The 23,891-nt window shown below is 63.2% G+C and carries 19 protein-coding genes; 13 read left to right on the top strand and 6 right to left on the bottom strand.

All coding sequences use genetic code 11. The annotated features are described in order from the left end of the window. Positions 1 to 16: 16 nt before the first annotated feature. A complete protein-coding gene (locus VHO05_RS18645) occupies positions 17 to 2,005 on the top strand; it encodes a heme lyase CcmF/NrfE family subunit (RefSeq protein WP_329648115.1) in 1,989 nt (662 codons plus the stop codon). Further along, positions 2,002 to 2,538 carry a cytochrome c-type biogenesis protein gene (locus VHO05_RS18640; protein WP_329648114.1) on the top strand — a complete coding sequence of 179 codons (537 nt, stop codon included), beginning with the start codon at positions 2,002 to 2,004 and terminating at the stop codon, positions 2,536 to 2,538. Before VHO05_RS18645 ends, VHO05_RS18640 begins: the two co-directional genes overlap by 4 nt. Here VHO05_RS18640 and VHO05_RS18635 read toward each other — a convergent pair. Then, complete coding sequence (locus tag VHO05_RS18635) at positions 2,535 to 3,470, bottom strand: LysR substrate-binding domain-containing protein (RefSeq protein ID WP_329648113.1); 936 nt, start codon at positions 3,468 to 3,470, stop codon at positions 2,535 to 2,537. The genes VHO05_RS18640 and VHO05_RS18635 overlap by 4 nt on opposite strands. 99 nt (positions 3,471 to 3,569) lie before the next feature. On the opposite strand from VHO05_RS18635, the gene VHO05_RS18630 reads away from it, so the two are divergent. After that, positions 3,570 to 4,199 (top strand): flavodoxin family protein, encoded by a 630-nt coding sequence (locus VHO05_RS18630; RefSeq protein WP_329648112.1) that lies wholly within the window; start codon positions 3,570 to 3,572, stop codon positions 4,197 to 4,199. Between the two features lie 7 nt (positions 4,200 to 4,206). Here VHO05_RS18630 and VHO05_RS18625 read toward each other — a convergent pair whose 3' ends face one another. Continuing rightward, the gene (locus VHO05_RS18625) at positions 4,207 to 5,502 is read right to left on the bottom strand and encodes a peptidoglycan-binding protein (RefSeq protein ID WP_329648111.1); all 1,296 of its coding nucleotides are present in this window, start codon (positions 5,500 to 5,502) and stop codon (positions 4,207 to 4,209) included. Between the two features lie 169 nt (positions 5,503 to 5,671). Here VHO05_RS18625 and VHO05_RS18620 point away from each other — a divergent pair, with 169 nt between their 5' ends. From VHO05_RS18620 to VHO05_RS18590, 7 genes are all read left to right on the top strand, one after another. After that, on the top strand, positions 5,672 to 7,147 hold the full coding sequence (locus tag VHO05_RS18620) for a Do family serine endopeptidase (protein ID WP_329648110.1): 1,476 nt from the start codon (positions 5,672 to 5,674) through the stop codon (positions 7,145 to 7,147). Between the two features lie 129 nt (positions 7,148 to 7,276). Continuing rightward, on the top strand, positions 7,277 to 7,957 hold the full coding sequence (locus tag VHO05_RS18615; protein WP_329648202.1) for a response regulator transcription factor: 681 nt from the start codon (positions 7,277 to 7,279) through the stop codon (positions 7,955 to 7,957). Further along, complete coding sequence (locus VHO05_RS18610) at positions 7,941 to 9,353, top strand: sensor histidine kinase (RefSeq protein WP_329648109.1); 1,413 nt, start codon at positions 7,941 to 7,943, stop codon at positions 9,351 to 9,353. The genes VHO05_RS18615 and VHO05_RS18610 overlap by 17 nt, the downstream gene beginning before the upstream one ends. Before the next feature lie 62 nt (positions 9,354 to 9,415). After that, the gene (locus tag VHO05_RS18605; RefSeq protein ID WP_329648108.1) at positions 9,416 to 12,364 is read left to right on the top strand and encodes a bifunctional [glutamine synthetase] adenylyltransferase/[glutamine synthetase]-adenylyl-L-tyrosine phosphorylase; all 2,949 of its coding nucleotides are present in this window, start codon (positions 9,416 to 9,418) and stop codon (positions 12,362 to 12,364) included. Positions 12,365 to 12,493: 129 nt separating this feature from the next. Beyond that, positions 12,494 to 13,102 (top strand): sigma-70 family RNA polymerase sigma factor, encoded by a 609-nt coding sequence (locus tag VHO05_RS18600; protein ID WP_329648107.1) that lies wholly within the window; start codon positions 12,494 to 12,496, stop codon positions 13,100 to 13,102. A gap of 23 nt (positions 13,103 to 13,125) precedes the next feature. Continuing rightward, complete coding sequence (locus VHO05_RS18595) at positions 13,126 to 13,647, top strand: hypothetical protein (protein ID WP_329648106.1); 522 nt, start codon at positions 13,126 to 13,128, stop codon at positions 13,645 to 13,647. Further along, positions 13,644 to 14,198: a periplasmic heavy metal sensor gene (locus VHO05_RS18590; protein ID WP_329648105.1), complete on the top strand. Its 555-nt coding sequence runs from the start codon at positions 13,644 to 13,646 to the stop codon at positions 14,196 to 14,198. The genes VHO05_RS18595 and VHO05_RS18590 overlap by 4 nt, the downstream gene beginning before the upstream one ends. A gap of 17 nt (positions 14,199 to 14,215) precedes the next feature. Here VHO05_RS18590 and VHO05_RS18585 read toward each other — a convergent pair whose 3' ends face one another. The 4 genes from VHO05_RS18585 to VHO05_RS18570 all read right to left on the bottom strand — a co-directional run bounded on the left by VHO05_RS18585 (position 14,216) and on the right by VHO05_RS18570 (position 19,526). Further along, positions 14,216 to 15,355, bottom strand: coding sequence for a HAMP domain-containing sensor histidine kinase (locus VHO05_RS18585; RefSeq protein ID WP_329648104.1), 1,140 nt, complete (start codon positions 15,353 to 15,355; stop codon positions 14,216 to 14,218). 142 nt (positions 15,356 to 15,497) lie between these two features. After that, complete coding sequence (gene pepN / locus VHO05_RS18580; RefSeq protein ID WP_329648103.1) at positions 15,498 to 18,149, bottom strand: aminopeptidase N; 2,652 nt, start codon at positions 18,147 to 18,149, stop codon at positions 15,498 to 15,500. A 126-nt stretch (positions 18,150 to 18,275) separates the two neighbouring features. Then, entirely contained in the window at positions 18,276 to 18,875 is a 600-nt protein-coding gene (locus tag VHO05_RS18575) for an ABC transporter substrate-binding protein (RefSeq protein WP_329648102.1), read from the bottom strand. Positions 18,876 to 18,986: 111 nt separating this feature from the next. Then, positions 18,987 to 19,526, bottom strand: coding sequence for a hypothetical protein (locus VHO05_RS18570; protein WP_329648101.1), 540 nt, complete (start codon positions 19,524 to 19,526; stop codon positions 18,987 to 18,989). A 341-nt stretch (positions 19,527 to 19,867) separates the two neighbouring features. Here VHO05_RS18570 and VHO05_RS18565 point away from each other — a divergent pair, with 341 nt between their 5' ends. From VHO05_RS18565 to metF, 3 genes are all read left to right on the top strand, one after another. Then, positions 19,868 to 21,883, top strand: a complete 2,016-nt coding sequence (locus VHO05_RS18565) for an acyltransferase family protein (RefSeq protein ID WP_329648100.1) — start codon at positions 19,868 to 19,870, stop codon at positions 21,881 to 21,883. A 62-nt stretch (positions 21,884 to 21,945) separates the two neighbouring features. Further along, complete coding sequence (locus VHO05_RS18560; RefSeq protein ID WP_329648099.1) at positions 21,946 to 22,959, top strand: metalloregulator ArsR/SmtB family transcription factor; 1,014 nt, start codon at positions 21,946 to 21,948, stop codon at positions 22,957 to 22,959. Further along, positions 22,956 to 23,885, top strand: a complete 930-nt coding sequence (gene metF / locus VHO05_RS18555; RefSeq protein ID WP_329648098.1) for a methylenetetrahydrofolate reductase [NAD(P)H] — start codon at positions 22,956 to 22,958, stop codon at positions 23,883 to 23,885. The genes VHO05_RS18560 and metF overlap by 4 nt, the downstream gene beginning before the upstream one ends. The last annotated feature ends 6 nt before the right edge of the window (positions 23,886 to 23,891 follow it).

The following is a 23,891-nucleotide window of genomic DNA, read 5'->3' as shown; positions in this document are numbered from 1 at the left end:
AGACAGCGAGGATCGCGTGATCATCGAGATTGGACATTTCGCCCTGATCCTGGCGCTGTTGGTGGCGGCGGCACAGACGGTCATTCCAGCCTGGGGCGCCCAGAAGCGCGACGTTCGCCTGATGGCGTTCGGCGAGCCGGCGGCTGTCAGCCAGGTCATTCTTATTCTGATCGCGTTCCTGGCCCTCATGCATGCCTACGTGACGTCGGACTTCTCAGTCCTCAACGTTGCCGAGAACTCGCATTCGTCGAAACCGCTGATCTATCGCATCTCGGGCGTGTGGGGGAACCATGAAGGTTCTATGCTGCTGTGGGTGTTGATCCTCGCGATCTTCGGCGCGGCCGTAGCGGTATTCGGCAACAACCTACCAGCAACGCTCCGCGCCAACGTGCTGTCCGTGCAGAGCTCGATTGCGCTCGCATTCCTCCTTTTCATTTTGCTCACGTCCAATCCGTTCGAGCGGCTTGATCCGATGCCCGCCGACGGACGCGGCCTCAATCCCATTCTTCAAGACCCTGCGCTCGCGTTTCATCCGCCGTTTCTCTACATGGGCTACGTCGGCTTCTCGCTCGCGTTCTCCTTCGCCATCGCAGCGTTGATCGAAGGACGCACGGACGCGGCCTGGGCGCGCTGGGTCCGTCCCTGGACGCTGCTCGCGTGGATGTGCCTCACCATCGGCATCGCGATGGGTTCCTGGTGGGCCTACTACGAGTTGGGTTGGGGCGGCTGGTGGTTCTGGGATCCGGTCGAGAACGCGTCCTTCATGCCGTGGCTGGCCGGCACCGCGCTGCTCCATTCGGCGCTCGTGATGGAAAAGCGCGAAGCGCTTAAGGTCTGGACGATCCTGCTCGCCATCCTGACGTTTTCGCTGTCGCTGATGGGCACGTTCCTGGTTCGCTCCGGCGTGCTGTCCTCGGTCCACTCTTTCGCCGTCGATCCCGAGCGCGGCGTCTTCGTTCTGACCATCATGGCGCTGTTCACGGGCGGCGGCTTGGCGCTCTTCGCCATACGTGCCCGCGATCTGGCTCAGGGCGGCATCTTCTCGCCCATCTCCCGCGAAGGCAGTCTCGTTTTGAATAACGTGCTGTTGACGGCCGCGTGCGTCACCGTGCTCGTTGGAACGCTCTATCCGCTCGCGCTCGAGTCGCTGACCGGTGACAAGATCTCCGTTGGCCCGCCCTACTTCAACGCGACGTTCATTCCGCTGATGCTTCCCCTGTTGCTCGCGCTCCCGCTGGGCCCTTTGCTGGCCTGGAAGCGAGCCGATCTCGCGGCCGCGATGGAGCGCCTGATCGTGGCGGGCGTGCTCTCGATCATTGTTTTGGTCGCCGCATTCGCGCTGACGGACCGTGGCCCCTGGCTCGCGCCGTTCGGCTTCGCGATCGGTGTGTGGGTGATGGCGGGCGCACTCTCCGAAACGGCATTCCGTATCAAGCTCGGTCAGGCGCCAATGGCCGAGTCGCTGCGCAGGCTCACGAACCTGCCGCGCGCGGCCGTTGGAACCACGCTGGCTCATTTCGGTGTAGGGTTGATGGTATGCGGCATCGTCGGAACCAGCGCCTACAAGAGTGAGTCCATCCTTTTGATGCGCCCAGGAGGAAAGACCGAGATCGCTGGCTACGAGCTAACGTTCCGCGGCGCCGCACCTTCGAAGGGGCCGAACTACACGGAAGTCCTCGGTGTGTTCGACGTGACGAGAGGCGGGTCTGCGGTCACGCGCCTCGAGCCGTCCAAGCGCCTCTACGACGCGCCACCCCAGCCGACATCCGAGGCCGGAATTCATGCGTCCTGGCGCGGCGATCTCTATGCCGTAATGGGCGATCAACAGCCGGATGGTGGCTTTGCGGTTCGTCTCTATTTCCACCCGCTGGTCCGCTTCATCTGGATCGGCGCCGTGATCATGTTCATTGGCGGTGCTATTTCGCTCTCGGATCGGCGCCTGCGTGTTGGCGCGCCGCGCCGTGCCTCCCGAACGCCGGCGCCTGCCGGTGTCCCAGCTGAATGAGGCAGCTGCTCATGCGTCTCCGCTTCCATCGCCTGTCGGCCGTCGTGCTTGCGATTGCGCTGGCGTTCGCCAGTGCCCCGCTCGGGACGGTGCTTGCCGTGACGCCGCAGGAGGTGCTCCCCGACAAGGCGCTCGAGAAACGCGCTCGCGATATTTCTGCCGAGCTCAGGTGCCTCGTCTGCCAGAACCAATCGATCGACGACTCGGACGCGCCGCTCGCACATGACTTGCGCATTCTCGTGCGTGAGCGCCTGACCGCAGGCGACACGAACGATCAGGTGCGCGAGTTCATCGTCGCGCGCTACGGCGAGTTCGTGCTGCTGAAGCCCCCGTTTTCAGCCGAGACACTGCTGTTGTGGTTCATGCCGGTCCTCGCACTGGCGGCCGCGGGGTTCATTCTCTGGAACAGCTTCCGATCCTCTCGCGAGCAAACCGAGACAGCTGCAAAAACGGTCCAAGCAAACGCACTGACCGCGGACGAACAAGCGGCCCTCGATGCGCTCCTCAAGACAGACGACGAGAAGAGCACTTAAGCCGTAGCCGTCGCGCGGCCGGATCGCGCGCGCATCTCCCCCATGATCCACGAGCGGAACGCGCGTACGGCCGGACGGCTCGCATGCTCGGCCGGATAGACGAGCGCGTAGGAGTGGGAGACCGGGAGCGTGACATCCGAGAGCGCCACCAGTTCGCCCGCCTCGATGGCGCTGCCGACGAGGACGCTGAGGCCGAGCGCGACGCCTTGCCCGCGGCGGCACGCCTCGAGAAGCAGCCCGCACTCGCCGAATTGCGGTCCGGCGTCGGGATCGGCCCGTGAGAGGCCCGCCGCATCCAGCCAGTCTCGCCACTCGGGGAACGGCGGACCCAGCCGCGAGTCGTTCATGTGCAAGAGTGTAGCGGTCCGCCACGACTCGCCACCGGCTGCCAAGTCGTTACACAGCGGATAGCGCGCGCTTGAGACGGGGACGAGCACGCTTTCGGACAGGCATTCGTACTTGAGGTTCGGGTCGAACGCCGCACCGAACGCGATCGTGAGATCGGATCGCGAGGGATCGAACGGCGCGTCGGTGGCGGCAGGGGACACGTTGACGGTGATCTCTGGAAAACGCTGCCGGAAGGTCGGCAGGTGCGGGATCAGCCAGAATGTGATGAAGGCGGGCTCGGCTGCGATGCAGAGCGTCGTCGCCCCGTCGTCGCGGGTTTTGACCATCGTGGCCCGAAGCTGATCGAACGCGCGTCGCACGCCCGCCGCGATCCGCTCGCCATCCTCGGTCAACGCCACGAAGCGGTTGTTTCTCCGGAACAGCACGGTCCCGAGCTCCGCTTCGAGGGTGCGGATGCGATGGCTGATTGCCGTCGGCGTCAGGGACAGCTCCTCGGCGGCCTGCGCAAAGCTGAGCCGGCGCGCCACGGCTTCGAAGGCCTGAAGACCGGACAACGACGGAAGTCCCCGGCGAGTATCATTCATGAGATATTCTCATCTATATCGGCGATGTTTCATTATTCATGCCGATTAGATGAGAATATCTATTCTGGACGGTCGAGCAACACCAATCCAGAGAACCCGATGAAAGCCCTGATCATTCATGCCAGCCCGCGCCGCGACGGGAACACTGCACTGTTGGCTGACGCTGTGGCCGAAGGCCTGCGCGAGGGTGGGCACGAGACCACGACGGTGCACGCCGATGATGTCGTCCGCCACATGCTCAGGGATTGCCGGACATGCCGCGACGCGCAAGGACGGTGCACGATCGACGACGCCTTCCGCGACGTCTTCCTCAACGACTTCGTTCCCGCTGAAGGGTTCATCCTTTCCACGCCCATCTACTGGTACGGCATGTCGGCGCAGGCCAAGGCGTTCTTCGATCGCATGTTCTGCTATGTCGCGGCGTCGTTCCCGGACTCGGAGCGGATCAAGGCCGGCCTCAAAGGCAAGAGGATCGGTCTCGTCCTCAACGCTGAGGAGAACTTTCCCGACGTCGGCGCCGGCATTGTCCATCAGATCCAGGAGTACTGCCGCTATACTCACTCCACGTTCGTCGGCGTCGTCCAGGGCCAGGCCAATGCGAGGGGCGAGGTCGCGCGAGACCCGGCCGCGCCGCTCGCCGCCGCCCGGCGCCTCGGCGAGACCTTCTTCACGAAGCACGCCACCGACTATCAGTTGTTCACTCCGCGGTCGGCTCGGGTGTGGGGTTAGCGACGCGCTACGGCAGCCAGGCCTTGTCGCGGCTGAGCTTGTGGGAGCCGACGCTGCCGGTCTCGATCGACGGCGGACGGTTGAGATTGGGCTTCTTTCCGCGACGCTCGGCGTCGAGCGCGCCGAGCCGTTTCAGCAGTGCAGTCGTCGCGAGCCCAGTCTCGCTGCGTCCTTCCGTGCGTTCGAACGCGCGGATCGCTTCGTTGAGCTTGGCGCCGTAGATCCCATCGCGCGATCCACTGTAGTAGCCTTCCGTAGCAAGCAGCCGTTGCAGCTCTTTGAGATCGCGCCGGTCGGCGAGAACCTCGGCGCGAAGCAAGGCGTCGAACGCTGGGCGGAACGCAGATGTCGCGACTGCCGTGTTGGCCACCGTCTCGGACTTGTAGCGGTGAAGAACCTCGCCTCCCTGCGTTAGAACTTTGGCCTGCAGGTACGTGCCGACATTGATGCCGATCACCTCCGGTCCACCTGGACCGTCGATCAGCATGGGCGATCCGGACGAGGCGCCTCCCGTGTCGCACGTGTGGAGGATGACATGGCTCGCTTCGACGAAGTCTTTCGAGATCGCTTTCCAATCCGCTCCGTTGAACGAACGGCGGATCGCACACGGCGCGCCGAGCGCGAGTTCCCAATTCCCGAAGTCGCGATGGTAGGCAACCTGATAGACGCGTTGCGCAGCCGACAGCTTGATCAGCTCGCTCTCAGGCTGCCGGCTGAGCGGAAGTGCGCGGCCTTTGCAGATGGGAGTGCGCAGGCGCACCAGCGCCCAATCGTGGGCCGCGTCGATAGGAGGATTGACGCGCAGTTTCTGCGATCCCGATGCGATGTGCTGAGCTTCGGCGTTCTGTTCCGCGCCAGCGATCCGCGAGTTTGCGCTTCGACCGCTTTTGGGCTGTAACCGAAACTGGAAGCCCTGCAGCCGGGGTGCGCTCTCTCCGGCCGTGCGAAATAGACAGTGCCCCGCTGTCGCGATCACGTCGTCCCCGATGCAGAATGCAGTGCATACGGAATGAGAGCGGCTTTCATAGAGCAGTCCGATCGAAGCGCTGAGTGCGGAGCGATCTGCTGGAAGAAGCACCCGGTCGTCGGGGCCGAACACTGCGACCGGCTGTGCAAGCCGCATAACAGGAGGACTTTGTTGGGTGAGCTGGAGGGGGCCTGAGAGCGCCGGCAAGGTCGCGAAGGTCAGGGCCAGGCCGGTCAGACCGCCGGCAAAGGCGCGGCGGATAGGGGCCTGCGCGCGGGCGAGACTTCCCTCACGAAAGGCCTTCTGAATCCCGAATTTGGCGCTCGTCTGCCGCATTACCAACTCTTAACGTGACCGAAAGGCAACCGTAAGGCCGAAGGGACTAACTCTGCCGATGACAGTCGTTTTCAGCGCTCTTAAGCGGAGGACTTGAATGCTTACTTCCGGTGATGTGACGTCCGGAGCAAAGACCGGGCCAAGGTCGAATGGAGCCACCGGACGCCGGATGGCATACGCAACGGTGGCCGCGCTGGCGTCCGCCGGTGTCCTGGCGGGCGGCTTCGCGATGAAGCCCGCGTTCGCCCAGCTCGCCCCCAACGCCCCGAGCGTCGAGACGCCGTTTGGCCGTGCCCCTCTCTCGTTTGCGGATATCATCGAAAAGGTGAAACCGTCCGTCGTATCGATCTCGGTGGTTGCCGGCGGCAAGGGTGAAAAGGCCGGCAAGAACGGTCTGCCCGAAGGCTTCCCCGACATCCCCGAGGACAGCCCCTTCTACGAGTTCTTCAAGAACCTGCCGAAAGAGTTCCGCAATATGCCCCAGCAGCAGCGCCCCACTCAGGCGCAGGGCTCGGGCTTCGTCATCTCGGCTGACGGCTACGTCGTCACCAACAACCACGTCGTCGAAGGGGCGACCAAGATCCAGGTCAGCTTTGACGATCAGGAGAAGATGGAAGCCGATCTGGTCGGCACGGACCCGCGCACCGACGTCGCGCTCCTGAAGATCAAGTCGTCGAAGAACTTCCCGTTCGTCAAGTTCGCTGACAAGCCAGGCCGCGTTGGTGACTGGGCTTTGGCCGTCGGCAATCCGTTCGGCCTTGGCGGTACGGTAACGGCGGGCATCGTCTCGGCTCTTGGCCGCGATATCGGCTCGGGTCCTTATGACTTCATCCAGATCGACGCAGCCGTCAACAAGGGCAACTCCGGCGGCCCCACCTTCAACCTGAACGGTGAAGTTATCGGCGTGAATACGGCAATCTTCAGCCCGTCGGGCGGCAACGTCGGCATCGCATTTGCGGTCCCGGCCCGCACGGCACTCGATGTGATCGACCAGCTCAAGAAGAGCGGCACCGTGAGCCGCGGTTGGCTTGGCGTGAAGATCCAGAACGTGGACGAAGATACGGCATCGGCAATCGGCCTCACCGAACCCAAGGGCGCGCTCGTCAGCGAAGTCACGCCGAACGGTCCGGCTGCCGGTTCCGGCCTCAAGGTTCAGGATGCGATCATCCAGGTCAACAACGACAAGATCTCGGATAGCCGTGATCTGGCTCGCAAGATCGCCGACTATGCTCCCGACACCACCGTCGACGTGAAGGTCTGGCGCGGGAACAAGGAGGAGACGGTCAAGATCCGCCTCGGCAAGTTCCCGGGCTCCGCGGACGAGATCGCCAAGCTCGAGCAGGGCAAGCCGGCCGACGATCATCATGGCACGGAACTCGAGCAGCTCGGCATGACTTTGGGGGCATCCCGGACCGGCGGCGAAGGTGTCGCGGTGACCGAAGTCGACCCCGAGTCGGATGCAGCCGAAAAGGGCATCAAGGCTGGCGACATCATCCTTGAGGTCGGTGGCAACTCGGTTGCGGGCCCTGGCGATGTGGCTGACGGCGTGAAGAAGGCCAAGGAGCTGGGTCGCAAAGCTGTGATGCTTTACATCAAGTCGGCGGACCAGCGGCGCATCGTGCCGATCCAGCTCAAGAAGGGCTGATCCGCTGAGCTAAACGTTAAGGCAGAGGCGGCGCGGCTCTTGAGGGGCTGGGCCGCCTCGATGTATTTCAACTGGGACGAGGCGGGTGCCGCTATGGTGCTGGCAGATGTCTTGGAGGCAAGGCGAACGATGCGCGTCCTGGTGATCGAAGACGACCGTGAGACCGCGCATTTCCTACAGAAATCGCTCAAGGAAAGTGGTCACTCGGCAGACGTCGCCGGTGATGGCGAGACCGGGCTCGAAATGGCCCAGAGCAACACCTACGATATCCTCATCATCGACCGGATGCTCCCCCGTCTCGATGGCCTCACCGTGGTTAAGACACTCCGCACGGAGGGCGATCGCACGCCCGTCCTTATTCTTTCGGCGCTGGGCGATGTCGATGACCGCGTGAAGGGCTTGCGTGCCGGCGGCGACGACTACCTCACGAAGCCCTACGCCTATACCGAGCTGCTGGCGCGCATCGAGGCCCTCGCGCGCCGGGCGGTTCCAGAGGAGCAGGAGACGCGCTACGCCGTGGGCGATCTCGTTCTTGATCGCCTGTCTCATCGCGTCACGCGTGCTGGAGAACCCATTCAGCTCCAGCCGCGCGAGTATCGCCTGCTCGAATACTTGATGAAGAATGCCGGTCAGGTGGTAACGCGCACCATGCTGCTCGAGAACGTGTGGGACTATCACTTCGATCCCCAGACGAATGTCATCGACGTGCACGTCTCGCGCCTGCGGTCGAAGATCGACAAGGGCTTCGACCGGCCTTTGCTGCACACTGTGCGCGGAGCGGGATATATGGTCCGTGACGGCGCTGTCTGATCTCGTTTTCAAAACTATGGCGACGCAGGCGTTCCGTCTGGCGGCGGCGAGTGCGGCTGCATTTCTTGTCGTTTCCGCATTGATCGTCGGCACCCTCTTCTGGCAGACGAACACGCTTCTCACGGACCATGTCGTTGACGAGCTGCGCGGCGAGGCGGCCGAACTCGCGCGGGAGGCGACAGGCTCGGATCCGGTGGCCTTTGCCGAACGGATCCGTCTTCGCAGTCTCACCACCGGTTCGAGCCTCTATTTCCTTTCGGATTCTGCGGGCAAGAAACTCGCAGGCAACCTGCGCAGTGTTCCGCCCGAAATCGCCGACAGCCGCACAGGCGGTGTGATCCGCTTTGAGCGCGATGGCGATCCGCTGGGCATCGAACGCACGGGTGTCGCCATTCCGGTCACGGTAGGCTCCAGCCAGCGCCTGTTCATCGGTCGCGATATCGAGGAGCAGCTTGCCCTTGCGGCGCGGATCAAGCGCACGTTCCTGTGGGGCTTCGGCGCGCTTGCCTTCGCTGCGGTGATCGCTGGCATTGCCGTAGGACGTTCGGTCTTGCATCGGATTGAAACGATCAATGCGACCACGCGCTCGATCATGGCCGGCGATCTGTCACGGCGCATTCCGGTCAAGGGTAGCAACGATGAGCTCGACGAGCTGGCGCAGAGTTTGAACGGTATGCTCGACCGCATCGAGCAGCTCATGAATGGATTGCGCGAGGTGTCCGACAACATCGCGCATGATTTGAAGACCCCGCTCAATCGCCTGCGCAACAGCGCCGAGGCGGCACTACGCGATTCGCGCGGCGAAGAGGCTTATCGCGAGGGCCTGGAGGCCACGATCGAGAAGGCCGACGACCTGATCAAGACGTTCAACGCCCTGTTGCTCATTGCCCGTCTCGAAGCGGGTGTCGTCGAGGAGAGTGCCGAGGAGTTCGACCTTGGACGTCTCGTTTGTGACGTGGCCGAGCTTTATGAGCCGGTCGCCGAGGAAGCAGGGCTCGCGCTGACCATTGAAGCCGAGGACGGCATTCGCATCCGGGCCAACCGGCAGCTTGTGGGGCAGGCCGTTGCGAACCTTGCCGACAACGCGATCAAGTATTCGGCCCAGACCGCACGCGGTCCGGCCCCCGCGGTCGTCTCGGTGAAGGCGGGCAGGAATGGCGCATCGGCGCAGTTCTCAGTCGCGGACCGCGGGCCGGGCATCGACGCGAAGGACCGCGACCGCGCCCTTAGGCGCTTCGTGCGCCTGGAGAAGAGCCGCACCCAGCCGGGAACGGGGCTCGGTCTCAGCCTCGTGGCTGCCGTGGCCCGGCTGCATCATGGCGCCGTGCGGCTCGAAGACAATGATCCGGGTTTGCGGGTCGTGGTAACTCTCCCCTTGGCGGCCCAAACCAATTAGAAATGGCTGTCCAGTAACGAGCAGGCCGGCAGAACCGCCGTGAGACAACGAGGGGAGACGTCATGGCGGGTGAACATCCAGCCCAGGGTACGTTGCTTGAGCGCATGGATGGGTCAAAGCGTTGGCCCCAGGATCCACTTGGAGGCGCAAGTCTCGACCCCATGCTGGAAGACTGGCGCCGCGACAGCAGTCTTGGCGGACTGGTCGCGCTGGTCGAGAAAAACCGGGTTCGCGCACTGATCTCGGGCATTGTCGCGGGGTCGTCCTACCTCCGGAGCGAGATCACCCGAAATCCCAAGCGGTTCGAAGAAATCCTGCGCTCGGCACCCGAGCGCCGCTTTGCGGAGTTGTCGGATCGTCTGGCTCATCGCCTCACCGAAGTGGAAACTCTCGCCGATGCGATGACGGCGCTCCGCGTCTACAAATCCGAGGTCGCACTCCTCATCGCCCTCTGTGATCTTGGCGGCGTTTGGACCGTCAACGACGTGACGCGTGCCCTGTCGGAGACGGCCGACGCGGCTCTCAAGGGCGCTGTGCGCTTTCTCTTTCGTCAGGCCGTGGCGAAAGGGGATTGGATCGCTGACGGTGATCCGGATCCCGCGGCCTCGTCTGGCTACATGGTTCTCGGCGTCGGAAAGTACGGGGCCTTCGAGCTCAACTATTCGAGCGACATCGATCTCATCGTCTTCTACGAGCTGCAACGCGCGCGCCTGAAACCCGGCCTGGAGCCCCCGACATTTTTCGTGCGGCTGACGCGCGATCTCGTCCGGCTCATCGATGAGCGGACCGCAGCGGGCTATGTTTTCCGTACGGATCTACGCTTGCGGCCGGATGCCGGCGCGACCCAGATCGCGCTTTCGACGGACGCCGCAGCCCTCTACTACGAAAGCTTCGGCCAGAATTGGGAACGCGCCGCACTCATCAAGGCGCGCGCTGTCGCCGGTGATGTTGAAGCCGGCGAACTGTTCCTCGCCGAGCTTGCCCCTTTCATCTGGCGTCGCAATCTCGACTTCGCAGCCATCGCCGACATTCATGCTATGAAGCGCCAGATACACGCCTTCCGTGGCTTCGGGGACATCGGCGTCGCAGGCCACAACATCAAGCTCGGCCCTGGGGGAATTCGAGAGATCGAGTTCTTCGTGCAAACCCAGCAGCTCATTGCGGGCGGCCGTCAGCGTAATTTGCGGACGCGGCGCACACTGGAAGCGCTCCGAGTGCTCGTCGAGTACGGCTGGATCGAGGAGCCCATCGCCGATGAACTCGCTGAGGCGTACATTTACCTGCGCTGGATCGAGCACCGCATTCAGATGGTCGCCGACGAGCAAACCCAGGAGCTTCCGAAAGACCAGGAAAGTCTCGAGCGTTTCGCGAGGTTTGCGGGCTACGACAGCCTCGCAGACTTCTCCGCTGCGATCCTGTCCGTGCTCGAACGCGTGCAAGGCCACTATGCACGGCTGTTTGAAGGCATGCCCGAGCTGACCGCGGAAGGAGAGAATCTCGTCTTCGCCGGAGAAACCGATGACCCCGGGACTGTCGCGGCGCTCTCGCGCATAGGGTACACGCGCCCCAGCGACGTACTGTCCGCTGTTCGCGGCTGGCATCACGGCCGTTATCCATCGGTGCGCTCGCCGCGCTCCCGCGAGCTTCTCACCGAGGTCCAGCCGCATCTGGTCAAAGCTTTCGCAGGCGCCGCCGATCCGGACCGCGCCTTCGCAGCGTTCGATCGCTTTCTGGCCGAATTGCCGGCGGGTGTTCAGCTCTTCTCGCTACTCAAGGCCAATCCGGCACTGATGCGCCTGATCGCGCTGATCATGGGAACCGCCCCGCGCCTTGCGCGCATCCTCTCGCGCAGGCGGCGTTTGCTCGATGCCGTCATCGATCCGCGCGCGTTTGCGGCGTTGCCTTCGTCGCACGAGCTTGACGCGGTGATCGGGGGCGAGCTGGGAAATGCTGTCGATCCGCAAGATGTGCTGGATCGCGCGCGGGTGGTCGGCAGCGAGCAGGCCTTTCTCGTCGGCGTGAAAGTTCTCACGGGGACTATCAACGCGAGTGAGGCAGGGACCGCCTATGCGCTTCTGGCAGAGAGGTTGATTGCGGCCCTCGCCGCGGACGTCGAAAAGGAGATGGAACGCGCTCACGGGCGAGTCCCCGGAGGCGGTGCGGTGGTTCTTGCCATGGGCAAACTCGGCGGTCACGAAATGACCGCCTCGTCGGATCTCGATCTCATCGTCGTCTACGACTACGACAGCGCTGCAATCCAGTCGGATGGTCCGAAGCCCTTGGCGCCCAGCCAGTACTACGCGCGCTTCACGCAACGTCTGATTTCGCATCTCTCCGCGCCGACAGCGGAAGGGACGCTCTATGAGGTCGACATGCGGTTGCGTCCCTCCGGCCAGAAGGGGCCAGTCGCCGCTCAGCTCTCCACATTCCGAGAATATCAGGCGACCGAAGCCTGGACCTGGGAGCACCTCGCGCTCACCCGCGCGCGCGTCATCACTGGCCCGGAGGATCTCCGCTCCAAGGTCGAGACTGCCATCCGGGATACCCTCGTGCGCCGCCGTGACCCGGCAGTCATCGCCAAAGACGTGCTCGATATGCGCAGCCGCATCGCAGCAGAAAAGGGCACCGACAACATTTGGGATCTGAAGCAAGTGCGGGGCGGGCTGGTGGATTTGGAATTCATCGCCCAGCACCTGCAACTCGTGCACGCCGCGCAGCACCCCGAGGTGATTGACCAGAATACGCTGGCTGCCTACCGCAAACTGGCGGCGGCAGGCGTGATCCCCGCGGCTGCCGCCGATAGCCTCACACAAGCCACCAGGCTGATCCACAATCTGACCCAGATCCTAAGGCTTTGTCTTGAAGAGCCTTTTGACCCTGCAACGGCATCGAGCGGTCTCAAAGCCCTTTTGGCCCGCGCTGGTGACGCCCCAGATTTCGCGTCCCTTGAGGGGCAAGTCCGCGAGACCCTGGCGGCAGTCGAGCTGCAGTTCTCTGAACTTGTAAGGTAAAGTGCGACGGATTCCGGCGGGCAGCCCCGTTTTCGCGGATAGGAACATCTGCGGAGCAGGGTCGTAATGCTGCCCGGCGGACGGACGAAATACAGCGGTGCGACGGTAGGGGCGGAGCCAAGCGGACCGATGGGGACGACGACGCCGGAAGCCAACGTGCGAACGGGACCTTGGCCAGATGCGCCCGAGGACCGCGTGCTGGTGACGCGCGTCGGTCGCCAGGACCGTCAGGCCTTCCGCATCCTCGTCGATCGCCACCTTACCTCAATCGTTACGCTCGCGCGGCGCATGTTGAAGGATGAGGCCGAGGCGGACGACATCGCCCAGGAAGCGCTTCTCCGCCTTTGGCGAGCCGGCGAGACCCTGGAACTTGGGCCACACGGACTGCGGCCCTGGCTGCGCCGGGTGACCTCGAATCTGTGTCTCGACAGGATCAGATCGACACGGCGCACCGTCGTGACGGACGAGGTTCCCGAGATGGCCGAGGAACCAACCCAAGAGGCAGGCCTCGAGCAACAGGACCTCGCCCGGCGCGTGGGCGAGGCGATGAATGCACTTCCCGAGCGGCAGCGGCGCGCGCTGACGCTCTTTCACCACGAAGGCCTGAGCCAGGCCGAGGTGGCGGAGGTTCTAGGCGTATCGGACGAGGCGGTTGAATCGCTTCTCGCCCGCGCGCGGCGAGCGCTCCGCGCCAGCCTCGAGAAGGACTGGAAAAGCCTGCTTGAGAAAGACAGTTGAATTGGAAGCCCGGGACGACGGCCATGACTGAAAGACACACGACAGGCGGACGGGGCCTTGAGGGGCTCGAACAAGTCCTCGAGCGTTTCGGGAGTGACCGCACGCGCTGGCCTGCGCCGGTGCGCCGGGACTTCGCTGGTCTTCTGGCCGGTGACGCGGAGGCCCAGAAGCGCCTGCGCGAGGCGGAAGCGCTCGACCGGCTGCTCGACCTCGCGCCGCGGCCGGCAGTCGAGACCCGCGCTCTCGCCGACAAGATTTTGGCCGCTGCCGAAAAAGAGAGCCCCGCCGCTTCGCCGCCGAAGGCCCGCGTGGCGTGGGCCAAATTCGAGCGCAAAAACCCGCGTGTCGGCGAGGCGCAGTGGCCGGCCGCTGCGCTGCTGGCAGCCTCACTCGTCCTCGGTGCGTTTGCCGGCCTGTCTGGCACGTTCGACAGGGCCGTAGATCCCCTGGTGGCCAGCAGCACATCTTCGGATAACGACATGGATCCGGCGCAGATCGCATTCGACAGCAACTCGATCTCCATGTTTGAGGAGGAGCTTCTGTGACCGACGTCTCCAATCCGGGCGCAGAACCTCGCCCTCCCGGATCACGGCGCCTGAAGTATGCGTTGATCGCGTCACTCGCGCTCAATCTGCTCATCTTGGGCGCGGTAGCCGGTACGATGTACGGCTTCACCAAGTATGGCCCGCCACGGCCTGGCCATATGCGCGGCGAGGATTTCGGCTTGATGGGCCTGTCGCGGGAGCTTCCCGAGGAGCGGCGGAAGGAGTTCCGCAAGCTGCTACGCGAGGACCGCGCCAAGCTGAAGCCGTTGATGGAGGAGATCCGCACGGCGCGCCGCGCTGCGGCCGAGCGTCTCGCCGCCGATCCCTTTGATCGTGCCGCGCTGGAGAGCGCCATTACAAACGTTGCGGAAAAAGAGCGGGCGTTTCGTCAGGCTGCGGTCACGTCGTTCCTGGGACACGCCGAACAGCTGACTCCGGCCGAGCGGCGGACATTGGCCGACTGGTGGCGCAAAAAGAGCGAACCACCCAAGCCGCGCGCCTCCAAGAAAGATAAGCAGGAGGCAGCCAAGGACGCACCTGGCGACAACTGATCGCCTCTGGGACTTCTTCAGCAGAGCGCCGGCTGGCTCGGAACGAAAGTCTCCGCGCGGCCGAAAAAGTCGTTCTGGGCTGCGCAGCGCAGAACCGTAACAGCGCGCCAGGTCGAATAGGGATCGTCGACCTCGACAAGCGTGGCGCCATGCAGTTCGAGCAACGCACGCGCGAGGCAAATGGGCAGGGAGGCTTGGCCGACGCTCGCTTCTCCAGGCTGCCCGCGCAGGAAGATCTCGATCTGAGCGAGGTCGCCGTCGAGTGTCGCCACGAGGCCCAGTATTCCTCCGGCATCCGAGCGGCGCACCGCCTCGGCAAAGAGATTGATCAGGATTTGCCGGAGCGGGCGGCTGTCGACCAGCACTTCCAGGCCTTCCGGAATATCGGCGACGAGAGACAACCGGCTCTCGGAGCGATCACTATGGAATGACCAAGCCTGTTCGACGATCTGCCGGAAATCGACGCCGGTTTCGCCGACGGAATTCGGATCGTGATCCAGGAGGCAGGTGATGGCCAGCGTGTCCTCGGCGGACTTCAAAAGATCGCGGCCACAGTCGCGGATATGGCGGGCGTATTCGCGGTAGCGCGGGTGACCGACGGGGCCGAGCAGTTCGGACTGCATGACATCGGAAAATCCGATGACGGCGTTGAGGGGCGTGCGAAGCTCGTGGCTGACCCGGGCAATGAGGTCGCCCCAGGGATGAGCACGCACGGAGGAAAGGTGGCTGAGCCGGGCTGCGGCGCGGGCGAGGCCCGTCAGTTGAACAGCGTCGCGATTGATGGCGATCCGTTCCCCTATGAAGGGCAGCGGGGAGGGCGAAGCCCCGCTGCCCTGTTGCTCTAGGGAGAGAGTTTTGGCCGGGGAGAGATCGGCCGTTGTTGAGGAGGAGTCGGAGCTGGGCCGGGCGTTGAGTTGCGATAGGCGAAGCGCAAGCAACGTCAGGACCAGGCCGGAAACGACGATGGCGACGGACGGCAATGAGAAAGCGTGAAACGCGACAGTGTAGGCAAGCGCACAAGCATAGACGGCAGCTGCAACTTGGAGCAGCCGGATAGGGCCGATAGTCGAAAGGATTGCGGAGACCGCCTTGCGTGTCTGCGCCTCGTTTCCGAGGACAGACCCGTCCCGTGGACAGGCGGATAGAGTCCCAGCCATCCTAGTCTCCAGTTGCAAATTTTCGAGTTTTCAACGGGGATTACGCGTGCCGGTACGCCGGCGAATCACCAGCTTAGTTCACCGATTCGAGCTCTTCCTGTCGAGGGAGATTAAATGAGCGCAATCAGAGTTTTCTGGGGTGTTACTGATCGATCATCTTGGATGCGATCTCGAAAGCGTCGCGGGAGAGTTCGGGGGCTTTGAGGACGCCCTGCAACGCGCGTTTGGCCGCTGCCCGTCGGCCTGTTTCGAGGCTGTTCCAGGTCCGGAATGCGGCCAGCATCCGGGCGGCAATCGACGGGTTGAAGCGGTCGATCGCAAGGACCTGCTTGGCGAGGAAATCGTAGCCTGCACCATCCGGCCTGTGGAACTGCACGGGGTTCTGCATCGCGAATGTTCCGATCAGCGCGCGGACCTTGTTCGGCGCCGTAATGCTGAACAACGGATGGCGGGTGAGCGCTCGGATGTGGCTGAGCGCCGACCGGAGCGGGAACTGCGCTTGCGCGGCAAACCAGGCGTCGATGACGAGGTGGTCGCCCTTCCAGCGGTCGAAGAAGCGCTGAAGCGCCTTTTCGCGCAAAGGTCCCGACCGCGCCGCGATCAGCATCAGTGCATGCTGCTCGTCGGTCATGTTGCTGGCTTTGAAGAAGTGTTCCTCGAGACGCGCTTCATCGCCTGCAGAGCCGCGGGCCGTCAGGAGGGTCAGAGAGGCGTTGCGCAGCGCACGGCGACCGGCACTTTGCGCGTCGGGCGAGAACGCGCCCTTGGCGCGCATCTCGGCGTAGAGGTCTTCCAGAAGCGAGCCGAGCCCTGTTCCGGTCTCTTTCGCGAGCAGGCGATGCGCGCGGAAGATAAGTCCGGGATCGACGTTGCGTCCGATGATACGTGCGATGTCGGCCTGGCTCGGAAGCTTGAGCAGTTCCGCTCGGTAGGCGGGTTCGAGATCTCCCGCGCTGACCGCGGCCCCGAGCGCCTTGACGAAGCTCGCGGCGCGAGCGGCCGGCCGTTCGCCCTTGCGCAGGCTCTTCACCATGTCGACGAGCGTACGCGTCGCATACGTGTTCGCTGCCTGCCAGCGGTTGAACAGATCCTGATCGTGCGCCATCAGGAATTCGAGGTCGCGATCCGAGAGGTTGAGCGTCACGTTCACCGGCGCCGAGAAACCGCGCAGGATGGACGGCACCGGCGCTGAAGGCACATCGTCGAAGCGGAACGTCTGCGTCCGCTTTGTCACATGCACGATGCCGTCTTCGATTGTTTCGCCCGTGTCGCGTTTGAGCGCAATCTCCTGGCCGTTGCCTCCGATCAGACCGATCTTCACTGGAATATGCAGCGGCTTTTTCTTGATTTCGCCCGGGGTCGGCGGCAGCACTTGCTCGATTTTGATCTGCGCCTGCTTCTTGGCCTTGTCGTAGGACATTGCGCAGACAAGCTCGGGTGTGCCGGCCTGGGAGTACCAGAGCTTGAAGTGCGAGAGATCGCGCTTCGATGCATCTTCGAAGCACTTGAGGAAATCTTCGATCGTCGCCGCCTGTCCGTCGTGACGAGCGAAATAGAGATCCATGCCACGGCGGAAATCTTTCGGCCCCAGGATCGTCTCGATCATGCGGACGAGCTCGGCGCCCTTCTCGTAGACGGTCGCCGTGTAGAAGTTGTTGATCTCGATATACGACTCCGGCCGAACAGGATGTGCCAGCGGTCCGGCGTCTTCTATGAACTGCGCCGCGCGCAGTAGGCGTACGTCCATGATCCGCTGCACGGTCGCGGAGCGCTCGTCCGCCGAGAACTCCTGATCGCGAAAAACCGTGAGTCCTTCCTTGAGGCACAGCTGGAACCAGTCGCGGCACGTGATGCGATTTCCGGTCCAGTTGTGGAAGTACTCATGGGCCACGACGCTTTCGATGGATTCGAAGTTTGCGTCCGTTGCCGTCTCGGGCGAGGCGAGCACCAGCCGGTCATTGAAGATGTTGAGCCCCTTGTTCTCCATCGCGCCCATGTTGAAGTCGGACACGGCGACGATGTTGAACACGTCGAGATCGTATTCGCGTCCGAAGCGGGTCTCGTCCCACTTCATAGAGCGCTTGAGCGAATCCATCGCCCATTCGGCGCGCGCCTCCTTGCCGTGCTCGACGTAGATCTTGAGATCGACTTTGCGTCCGGACATCGTCTTGAAGGTCGACGAAATGTGTCCGAGATCGCCGCCGACGAGAGCGAAGAGATAGCTGGGTTTGGGGTGGGGATCGTGCCAGACCGCGAAATGGCGTCCCTTGGCGAGGCGCCCGCGTTCGACCGGGTTGCCGTTGGCGAGAAGAATGGGGGCGAGACTGACGTCCGCCTCGATCCGGCAGGTGTAAGTCGCAAGCACGTCTGGTCGGTCAGGGAAGAACGTGATCCGCCTGAAGCCCTCGGCCTCGCATTGCGTGCAGAAGACGCCGCGCGACCGGTAGAGGCCTTGCAGGGCCTTGTTGGCCTCCGGATTGATGACCGTCTGGATTTCCAGCGTGAAAGGGCGCGCAGGGACTTTCGAAATGGTGAGCGAAGTTTCGTCGATCGTGTAGCTGTCGGCAGAGAGCGGCGTGCCGTCGACGGCAATGGACTTGAGCTCGAGTTGCTCGCCATCGAGCACGAGAGGCTTGCCCGCGGCATCAGCCAAGGGGTTCCGGCGCATGCGCAGATGCGCGCGAACTTCCGTCCGCTCGGGATCGAGCGAAAAATCGAGATCGACATGGTCGACCAGATACGCCGGCGGGCGATAGTCCTTGAGGCGGCGCGGACGGGGTGTATCGGGCTTCATGGCGTCTCCCGTCGGGCGAGGGCGGATGCAATCTCACCGCTCCGCCGAAAACGGCGGAATCGGTATCTGATCCCGAACCTTAGCCCGACTTCGTACGCTCATGCCAAGAGAGAGCGTCGCGCAGCGTTAGCGATTGAGCGCAATGACGAGCGTGCGCGGGTTGCCGCCGTTCTCAGAGATATAGTTCTGGAACAGGGTATTCAGGAAGGTCGTCATCTCGAAGCCGATAATCTCGGCTTCCCGGACCTTGAACACGCCGCCGCGGCGGACGAGCCGCCAGCGGACGTCATAAGTCTCGCCGGTGCGCAACGTGACGCGGCTGTCGACGTAGATGCCCGCAGCAGTTTCCTTCGTCTGCCCCACCATGATTGCCTTGGCGACCGGATACTTCGGGCCTTCCTTGCCGGCGTAGCGCGCAATGAAGTTGATCATGCCGGCGTAGTAGGCGGGCCGGTCGGACTTCGCGAGGCCTTGGGCATAGGACCCGAGCGCCGTGAGCGCGATCGTTGGCACGTCTGCGTGGCTGCGAAGCACCGTCGCGTAATCGTTTTCCGAGCCGGAGCGCTGGGCCGCGATGAGTTCGTTCGCGACGCGCTGCATGTACGCTGCGGGCGTCTCAGCCGCTGCTGCGAAGGAACCGGCTACTAGGATGAGGAGCGAGAAAGCTGCCGCCTTGAACCCGTTTGCGCGTCCCCCCTGGGATACACGCTGGCAAACCATCGTCATCAAATAAGCTCCGCTGTTTCGCGCATGGCCACGCCTATAAGGCGAGGCCGACGACACCCCTCATTCAGCACGCGCGCGTTGTCTAGTCAAAGCCCCCCGATGGCGCCAGAGCTAGGCGGTTGCGAGCTGGGGCTTAGGCTCCGCTAGATGAAAGAACCCGTGCAGGGGGGCGAAGCTAGCGGCCTCCCGCGACGGAATTTCGGCAAGAGCCAAGAGTCGAGCGGCAGCCTCTACAGTTTCGGTCGAAATATGCTGCGAGGACAGCAAAATCACGGATCTCGAGGGCCTCCGGTGAACGAGAACGAGCTCATGGCGGACGCCCGAATGGGTGGTACGGACCCGGTGCGTGACCCCGGCATAGGCCGAAAGAGGCTCTGTCCAGCCGCGCCGTCCGAAGGACCGGGACTCGCTGGACCGGACATGGCTGCCATCGATCTTGATGCGGCGGCGGGCGATCGCATTGCGGGCCAAGTGGGCTAGGGGCCAGCCGAAAATCCATAGGAGAACGAGCAAGCCCAATCCGAGCTGCAACCCGACAAGGGGCCGGGCGGTCAGTACCGCCCTGGCGGCGGGGTCGGTCATGAGATGCGTGACGAGGAGCCAAAATGGCACCAGAAGCGCCACGACGAGGGGGGCTAATAGGGTCAGCATGATGAACCGTCCCGAGCCTTCGGGAGCCTGTTCGATCAAGAGCGGAAAGGGCGATTGGGTCTGATGGGCTGGATCCGGGATAGGCAAAGAGCATCCTTCACCAGTGCGCTGAGCGCACTCTGCAGCTACGACGTGCATGAAAATCCCGCCCCCAGGGAAACGACCCGCAAGGAAGTAATCCTACTGCGGCTCGGTTTCCCCAAGGTTACCTTGGCGTTATGCTCGGTGCGAGTAATTACGGGTTGCGCTGTCCACACCAATCTCGGACGAAAGGACGACGAAAGGGTTGCGGTTTGCAGCGCAGCGAGGCCCGATCCGCCGGGTGAGCATTGGGAGGGGAGATGCAGAAAGCCAACCTCGGCGACCGGGATCGTTCCGTCTTGGGGAGCTACTTCGCTCCTGTCGACGGACTGAGAGCCGTTGCCGTTCTGTCGGTGGTGATCTTCCACTGGAAGGCGCGTGTGCTTCCTGGCGGGTTCGTCGGGGTCGACGTGTTTTTTGTCATCTCAGGCTTTCTGATCATCGGCCAAATCCTGGATGGGCTGAAGCAGGGAAGATTCCGGTTCGGTGATTTCTGGTCGCGGCGTGCTCTCCGCATCTTGCCACCCTACCTGCTCGTCATTGTCGTTTGCCTCGCGGTCGCGCCCCATGTCCTGGTTCTGCCCGACGAGTACAGGGCGTTCGCGCAAGAGGTCGGCTGGTCGGCCATTTTCGCCATCAATCATCTCTTCCTGAGCCAGGAGGGTTATTTCAACGCCCTGGCGGACACCAAGCCCCTCCTTCACCTCTGGAGCCTCGCGGTCGAGGAGCAGTTCTACATTGCGGCTCCGCTCGTTCTGTATGCGCTGTGGAAGTTGCCGCGCGCCGCGGCATGCATTGTGGCTTCGCTTCTCTTCACGGCCTCACTGGCTGCCTGCATCTACTTCACAGTCGAAGAGAAGAACGTTGCCTTCTATCTGATGCCGCTGAGGGCGTGGGAGTTCATCGCGGGCGGCGCCATCGTGCTCGCGCTGCCGTACGCCGCGCGTCTGAACCGTCTGACGCTGGAGGCAATCGGCGCCGTTGGCCTACTCGCAATCCTGGTTGCAGTGGTCATGTTCAAGAAGTCGATGCCGTTTCCATCATATCTGGCGGCGCTACCCGTATTTGGCGCTGCTGCGGTCATTTTTGCCGTGGTTGCCTCACCTCGGATTTTCGTCGCTAGGCTGTTGTCCTGGTCGCCGATGGTCCTGATCGGGCTCGTCTCTTATTCCTGGTATCTCTGGCATTGGCCGTTCCTCACCTTCGGCCGCATCTACAATTTTGGAGATCACCACTTGGCGTGGGATGGGCTCATGGTCGGCCTTTCCCTCGCTGCGGCGTTCGCGACGCGGTATGCGCTTGAGCAGCCGATCCTGGAGTGGCGCCGCCGGCGCTTCCAAGTCCTCCCTTGGTCGCCAGCGCTCATCGGTGCTTCGGCCTGCCTGCTCGTCGCGACGGGCGGAACCGCGTCCATGGAGGCTGTCGCCGAGGAAGCCAAAGACAGAACGCCAAACACGCTATTCGCGACCGAGACAATGAACCTCGGACAGTGCGACTTTCGCGTCGCAAGCAACCTGGACAAGTGCAAGGCCGGATTGAACGGCGCGAGGATCGGGCTCGCTTTTGGCGACTCCCAGGCTGCGGCGGCACTCAAAGAGCTTCAGGAGGAAGCCCAAAGTCACGGCGTCCGGCTCGCGGGCTTTGGTTCGGCCGCTTGCCCCTCGATGATCAGCATCACGTCCGACACAACCACGAAAAACGGGGCGAAATGCAAAAAGCTAAAAGTTCAGATGCTCTCTGCTTTGCAAAGCACGGATCTGAAGTTCGACTACGCGATCCTGTATTCGCGGTGGGCGCTCTACGGTGCTGACAGAGAGAAATATTGGCTCGCTGAGATCGGGGCAGACGTTGCCGACACCGATCAGGACGCAGTCTTTGTCCGGTCTTTTAGAGAAACGCTGGATTACCTCCAGACCAAAGGGGTGAAGCGCGTCCTTATTATTGGACCTACACCACTGTTCCCAAGGTCCGCACCCGTCTGCGTCAGCCGCTCTCTGCATTACGGCCTGGACGTCGACAAAAACTGTGCGGTCCCGCGGGCCGAGGCAGACAAGAATGTACACCGGGCTTGGCAACGCTTGTCGGCAGCCACCGAAGGCCGGCCTGAGGTCAAATTTCTCGATCCCAGGCCAGCCCTTTGCGACGACGCATTCTGCCGCCCCTACAAGGGGTTAGACGTCTGGTTCAACGATACGAACCACATCTCCGATCGGGGCGTGCGGACGATGATTGCGGCGAACAGGGAGCTGTTCGACTGGGTGTTCAGCGGCAATTGAACGACTGCGCTTGACACATAAACATATCTTTATATGTTATCCGGACAGATTGGATTCAGCCGATGTCCGGAACGCTCGACACGAATGAGTTGGTGACCGCCCTCAAGGCTGCGGCCGAGAGCACGCGTCTGCGCATTCTTGTGCTGCTGGCCGCCAGCGAGCTGAATGTCAAAGACCTCACGCAGATCCTGGGCCAGAGCCAGCCGCGCGTGAGCCGCCACCTCAAGCTTTTGGCGGAAGCCGGCCTGATCGAGCGCTTCCGCGAGGGAAGCTGGGTCTATTTCCACGTTTCGGATCGCTCGGAAGGTGGCCGTCTGGTCCGTCGCCTCCTGACCACCGTCGACGCACGCGATCCAGTACTCCGCCGCGATGGCGAGCGCGCCGACGCGCTGAAGCGCGACCGCGAATCCGTCGCTCAAACCTACTTCAAGGAGCACGCAGCCGATTGGGACCGCATCCGCGCGCTCTACGTCTCGGATGCCGCCGTCGAAGCCGCGATCGCGTCCGCGCTCGCTGGCCCCGCGTTCAAGCTGTTCGTCGATCTCGGCACCGGAACCGGTCGCATGCTGGAGATGCTCGCCGACCGCTACGAGCGCGGCCTCGGTTTCGACGTGAACCAATCGATGCTCGCCTACGCGCGTAGCAATCTCGACAGGTCCGGGCTCGCCCGCGCCGAAGTTCGCCACGGAGACATCTACAACTTGGCGCTCCCAGATGGCGTGGCTGACGGCATCGTAGTCCATCAGGTATTGCACTATCTGTCCGAGCCCGCCCATGCGATCCGCGAGGCCGTCCGCATTCTTGCGCCGGGCGGGCGCCTCTTGATCGTCGATTTCGCGCCGCATGACGTCGAGAGCCTACGGGACGAGCATGCCCACGAGCGCCTCGGCTTCGAGGCCGAGCATGTGAGCCAGTGGCTGACGGAAGCCGGGCTGAACGGCATCGATATCCGCACACTTGCGCCTGAAAAGAGCGACGGCCGTCAGCAGCTCACGGTCACGCTCTGGCTGGCGCACAAACCCGCGAGCGTAACGAGCGCGCCGCAACCTCACTCACTTGAACGGATCGGCTCATGACACCTCCAGCCAACGAAAGAAAAAGCCGTCTTCTTGGTGCGGGCGAGATCGACGTCTCGTTCGAGTTCTTCCCGCCGAAGACGGAAAAGATGGAAGAGGCACTCTGGAGCGCCATCAATCGGCTGGCGCCGCTGTGCCCCGAGTTTGTGTCGGTCACCTACGGTGCGGGCGGCTCGACGCGCGAGCGCACGCACACGACAGTCTCGCGCATCATCAAGGAGACGGCGCTGCGCCCCGCCGCCCATCTCACGTGCGTTGACGCGACGAAAGAAGAGGTCGACGCCGTTGCACGCGCCTATTGGGACGCTGGCGTACGCCACATTGTGGCCCTGCGCGGAGATCCGGCAGGCGGCGTCGGCAATCACTACACGCCGACCCCCGGCGGATATGCCAACGCGGCCGATCTCGTCGCCGGGTTGAAGAAGATCGGCAATTTCGAGATCTCTGTCGGCGGCTATCCCGAGAAGCATCCGGAGAGCCCTTCGCTTCAGGCCGACATCGATAATCTCAAGGCCAAGGTCGACGCGGGTGCGGATCGCATCATCACCCAGTTCGGGTTCGACAACACTCACTACCTGCGCTTTCTTGAACGGGCGCGTGCGGCCGGCATCTGGGTCCCGATCACACCGGGTCTGGTTCCGATCCACAACTTCCGTCAGGTCGCGGGCTTCGCCGTCCGGGCAGGTGCCGGTGTTCCGGCCTGGCTCGCCCGCCGCTTCGAAGGACTGGACGACGATCCAGCGACGACGCATCTCGTCGCGGCCGCTGTCGCGACAGAACAGGCTCTCGATCTCGTGGATCAAGGCATCAAGTCATTCCACTTCTACACGCTGAACCGCGCCGATCTCGTCTATGCGATCTGCCACCTGTTGGGCCTGCGTCCGCTTAAGGTCGCGCCCTTGGAGCAGCGCAAGGCGGCAGGCTGAACCGGA

It is taken from the genome of Hyphomicrobium sp. (assembly GCF_036262015.1).
In the GTDB taxonomy this organism is placed as follows: Bacteria; Pseudomonadota; Alphaproteobacteria; order Rhizobiales; family Hyphomicrobiaceae; genus Hyphomicrobium_C.
The sequence above is the reverse complement of the archived record's forward strand: the minus strand, read 5'-3'. Positions and strand labels throughout refer to the sequence as shown.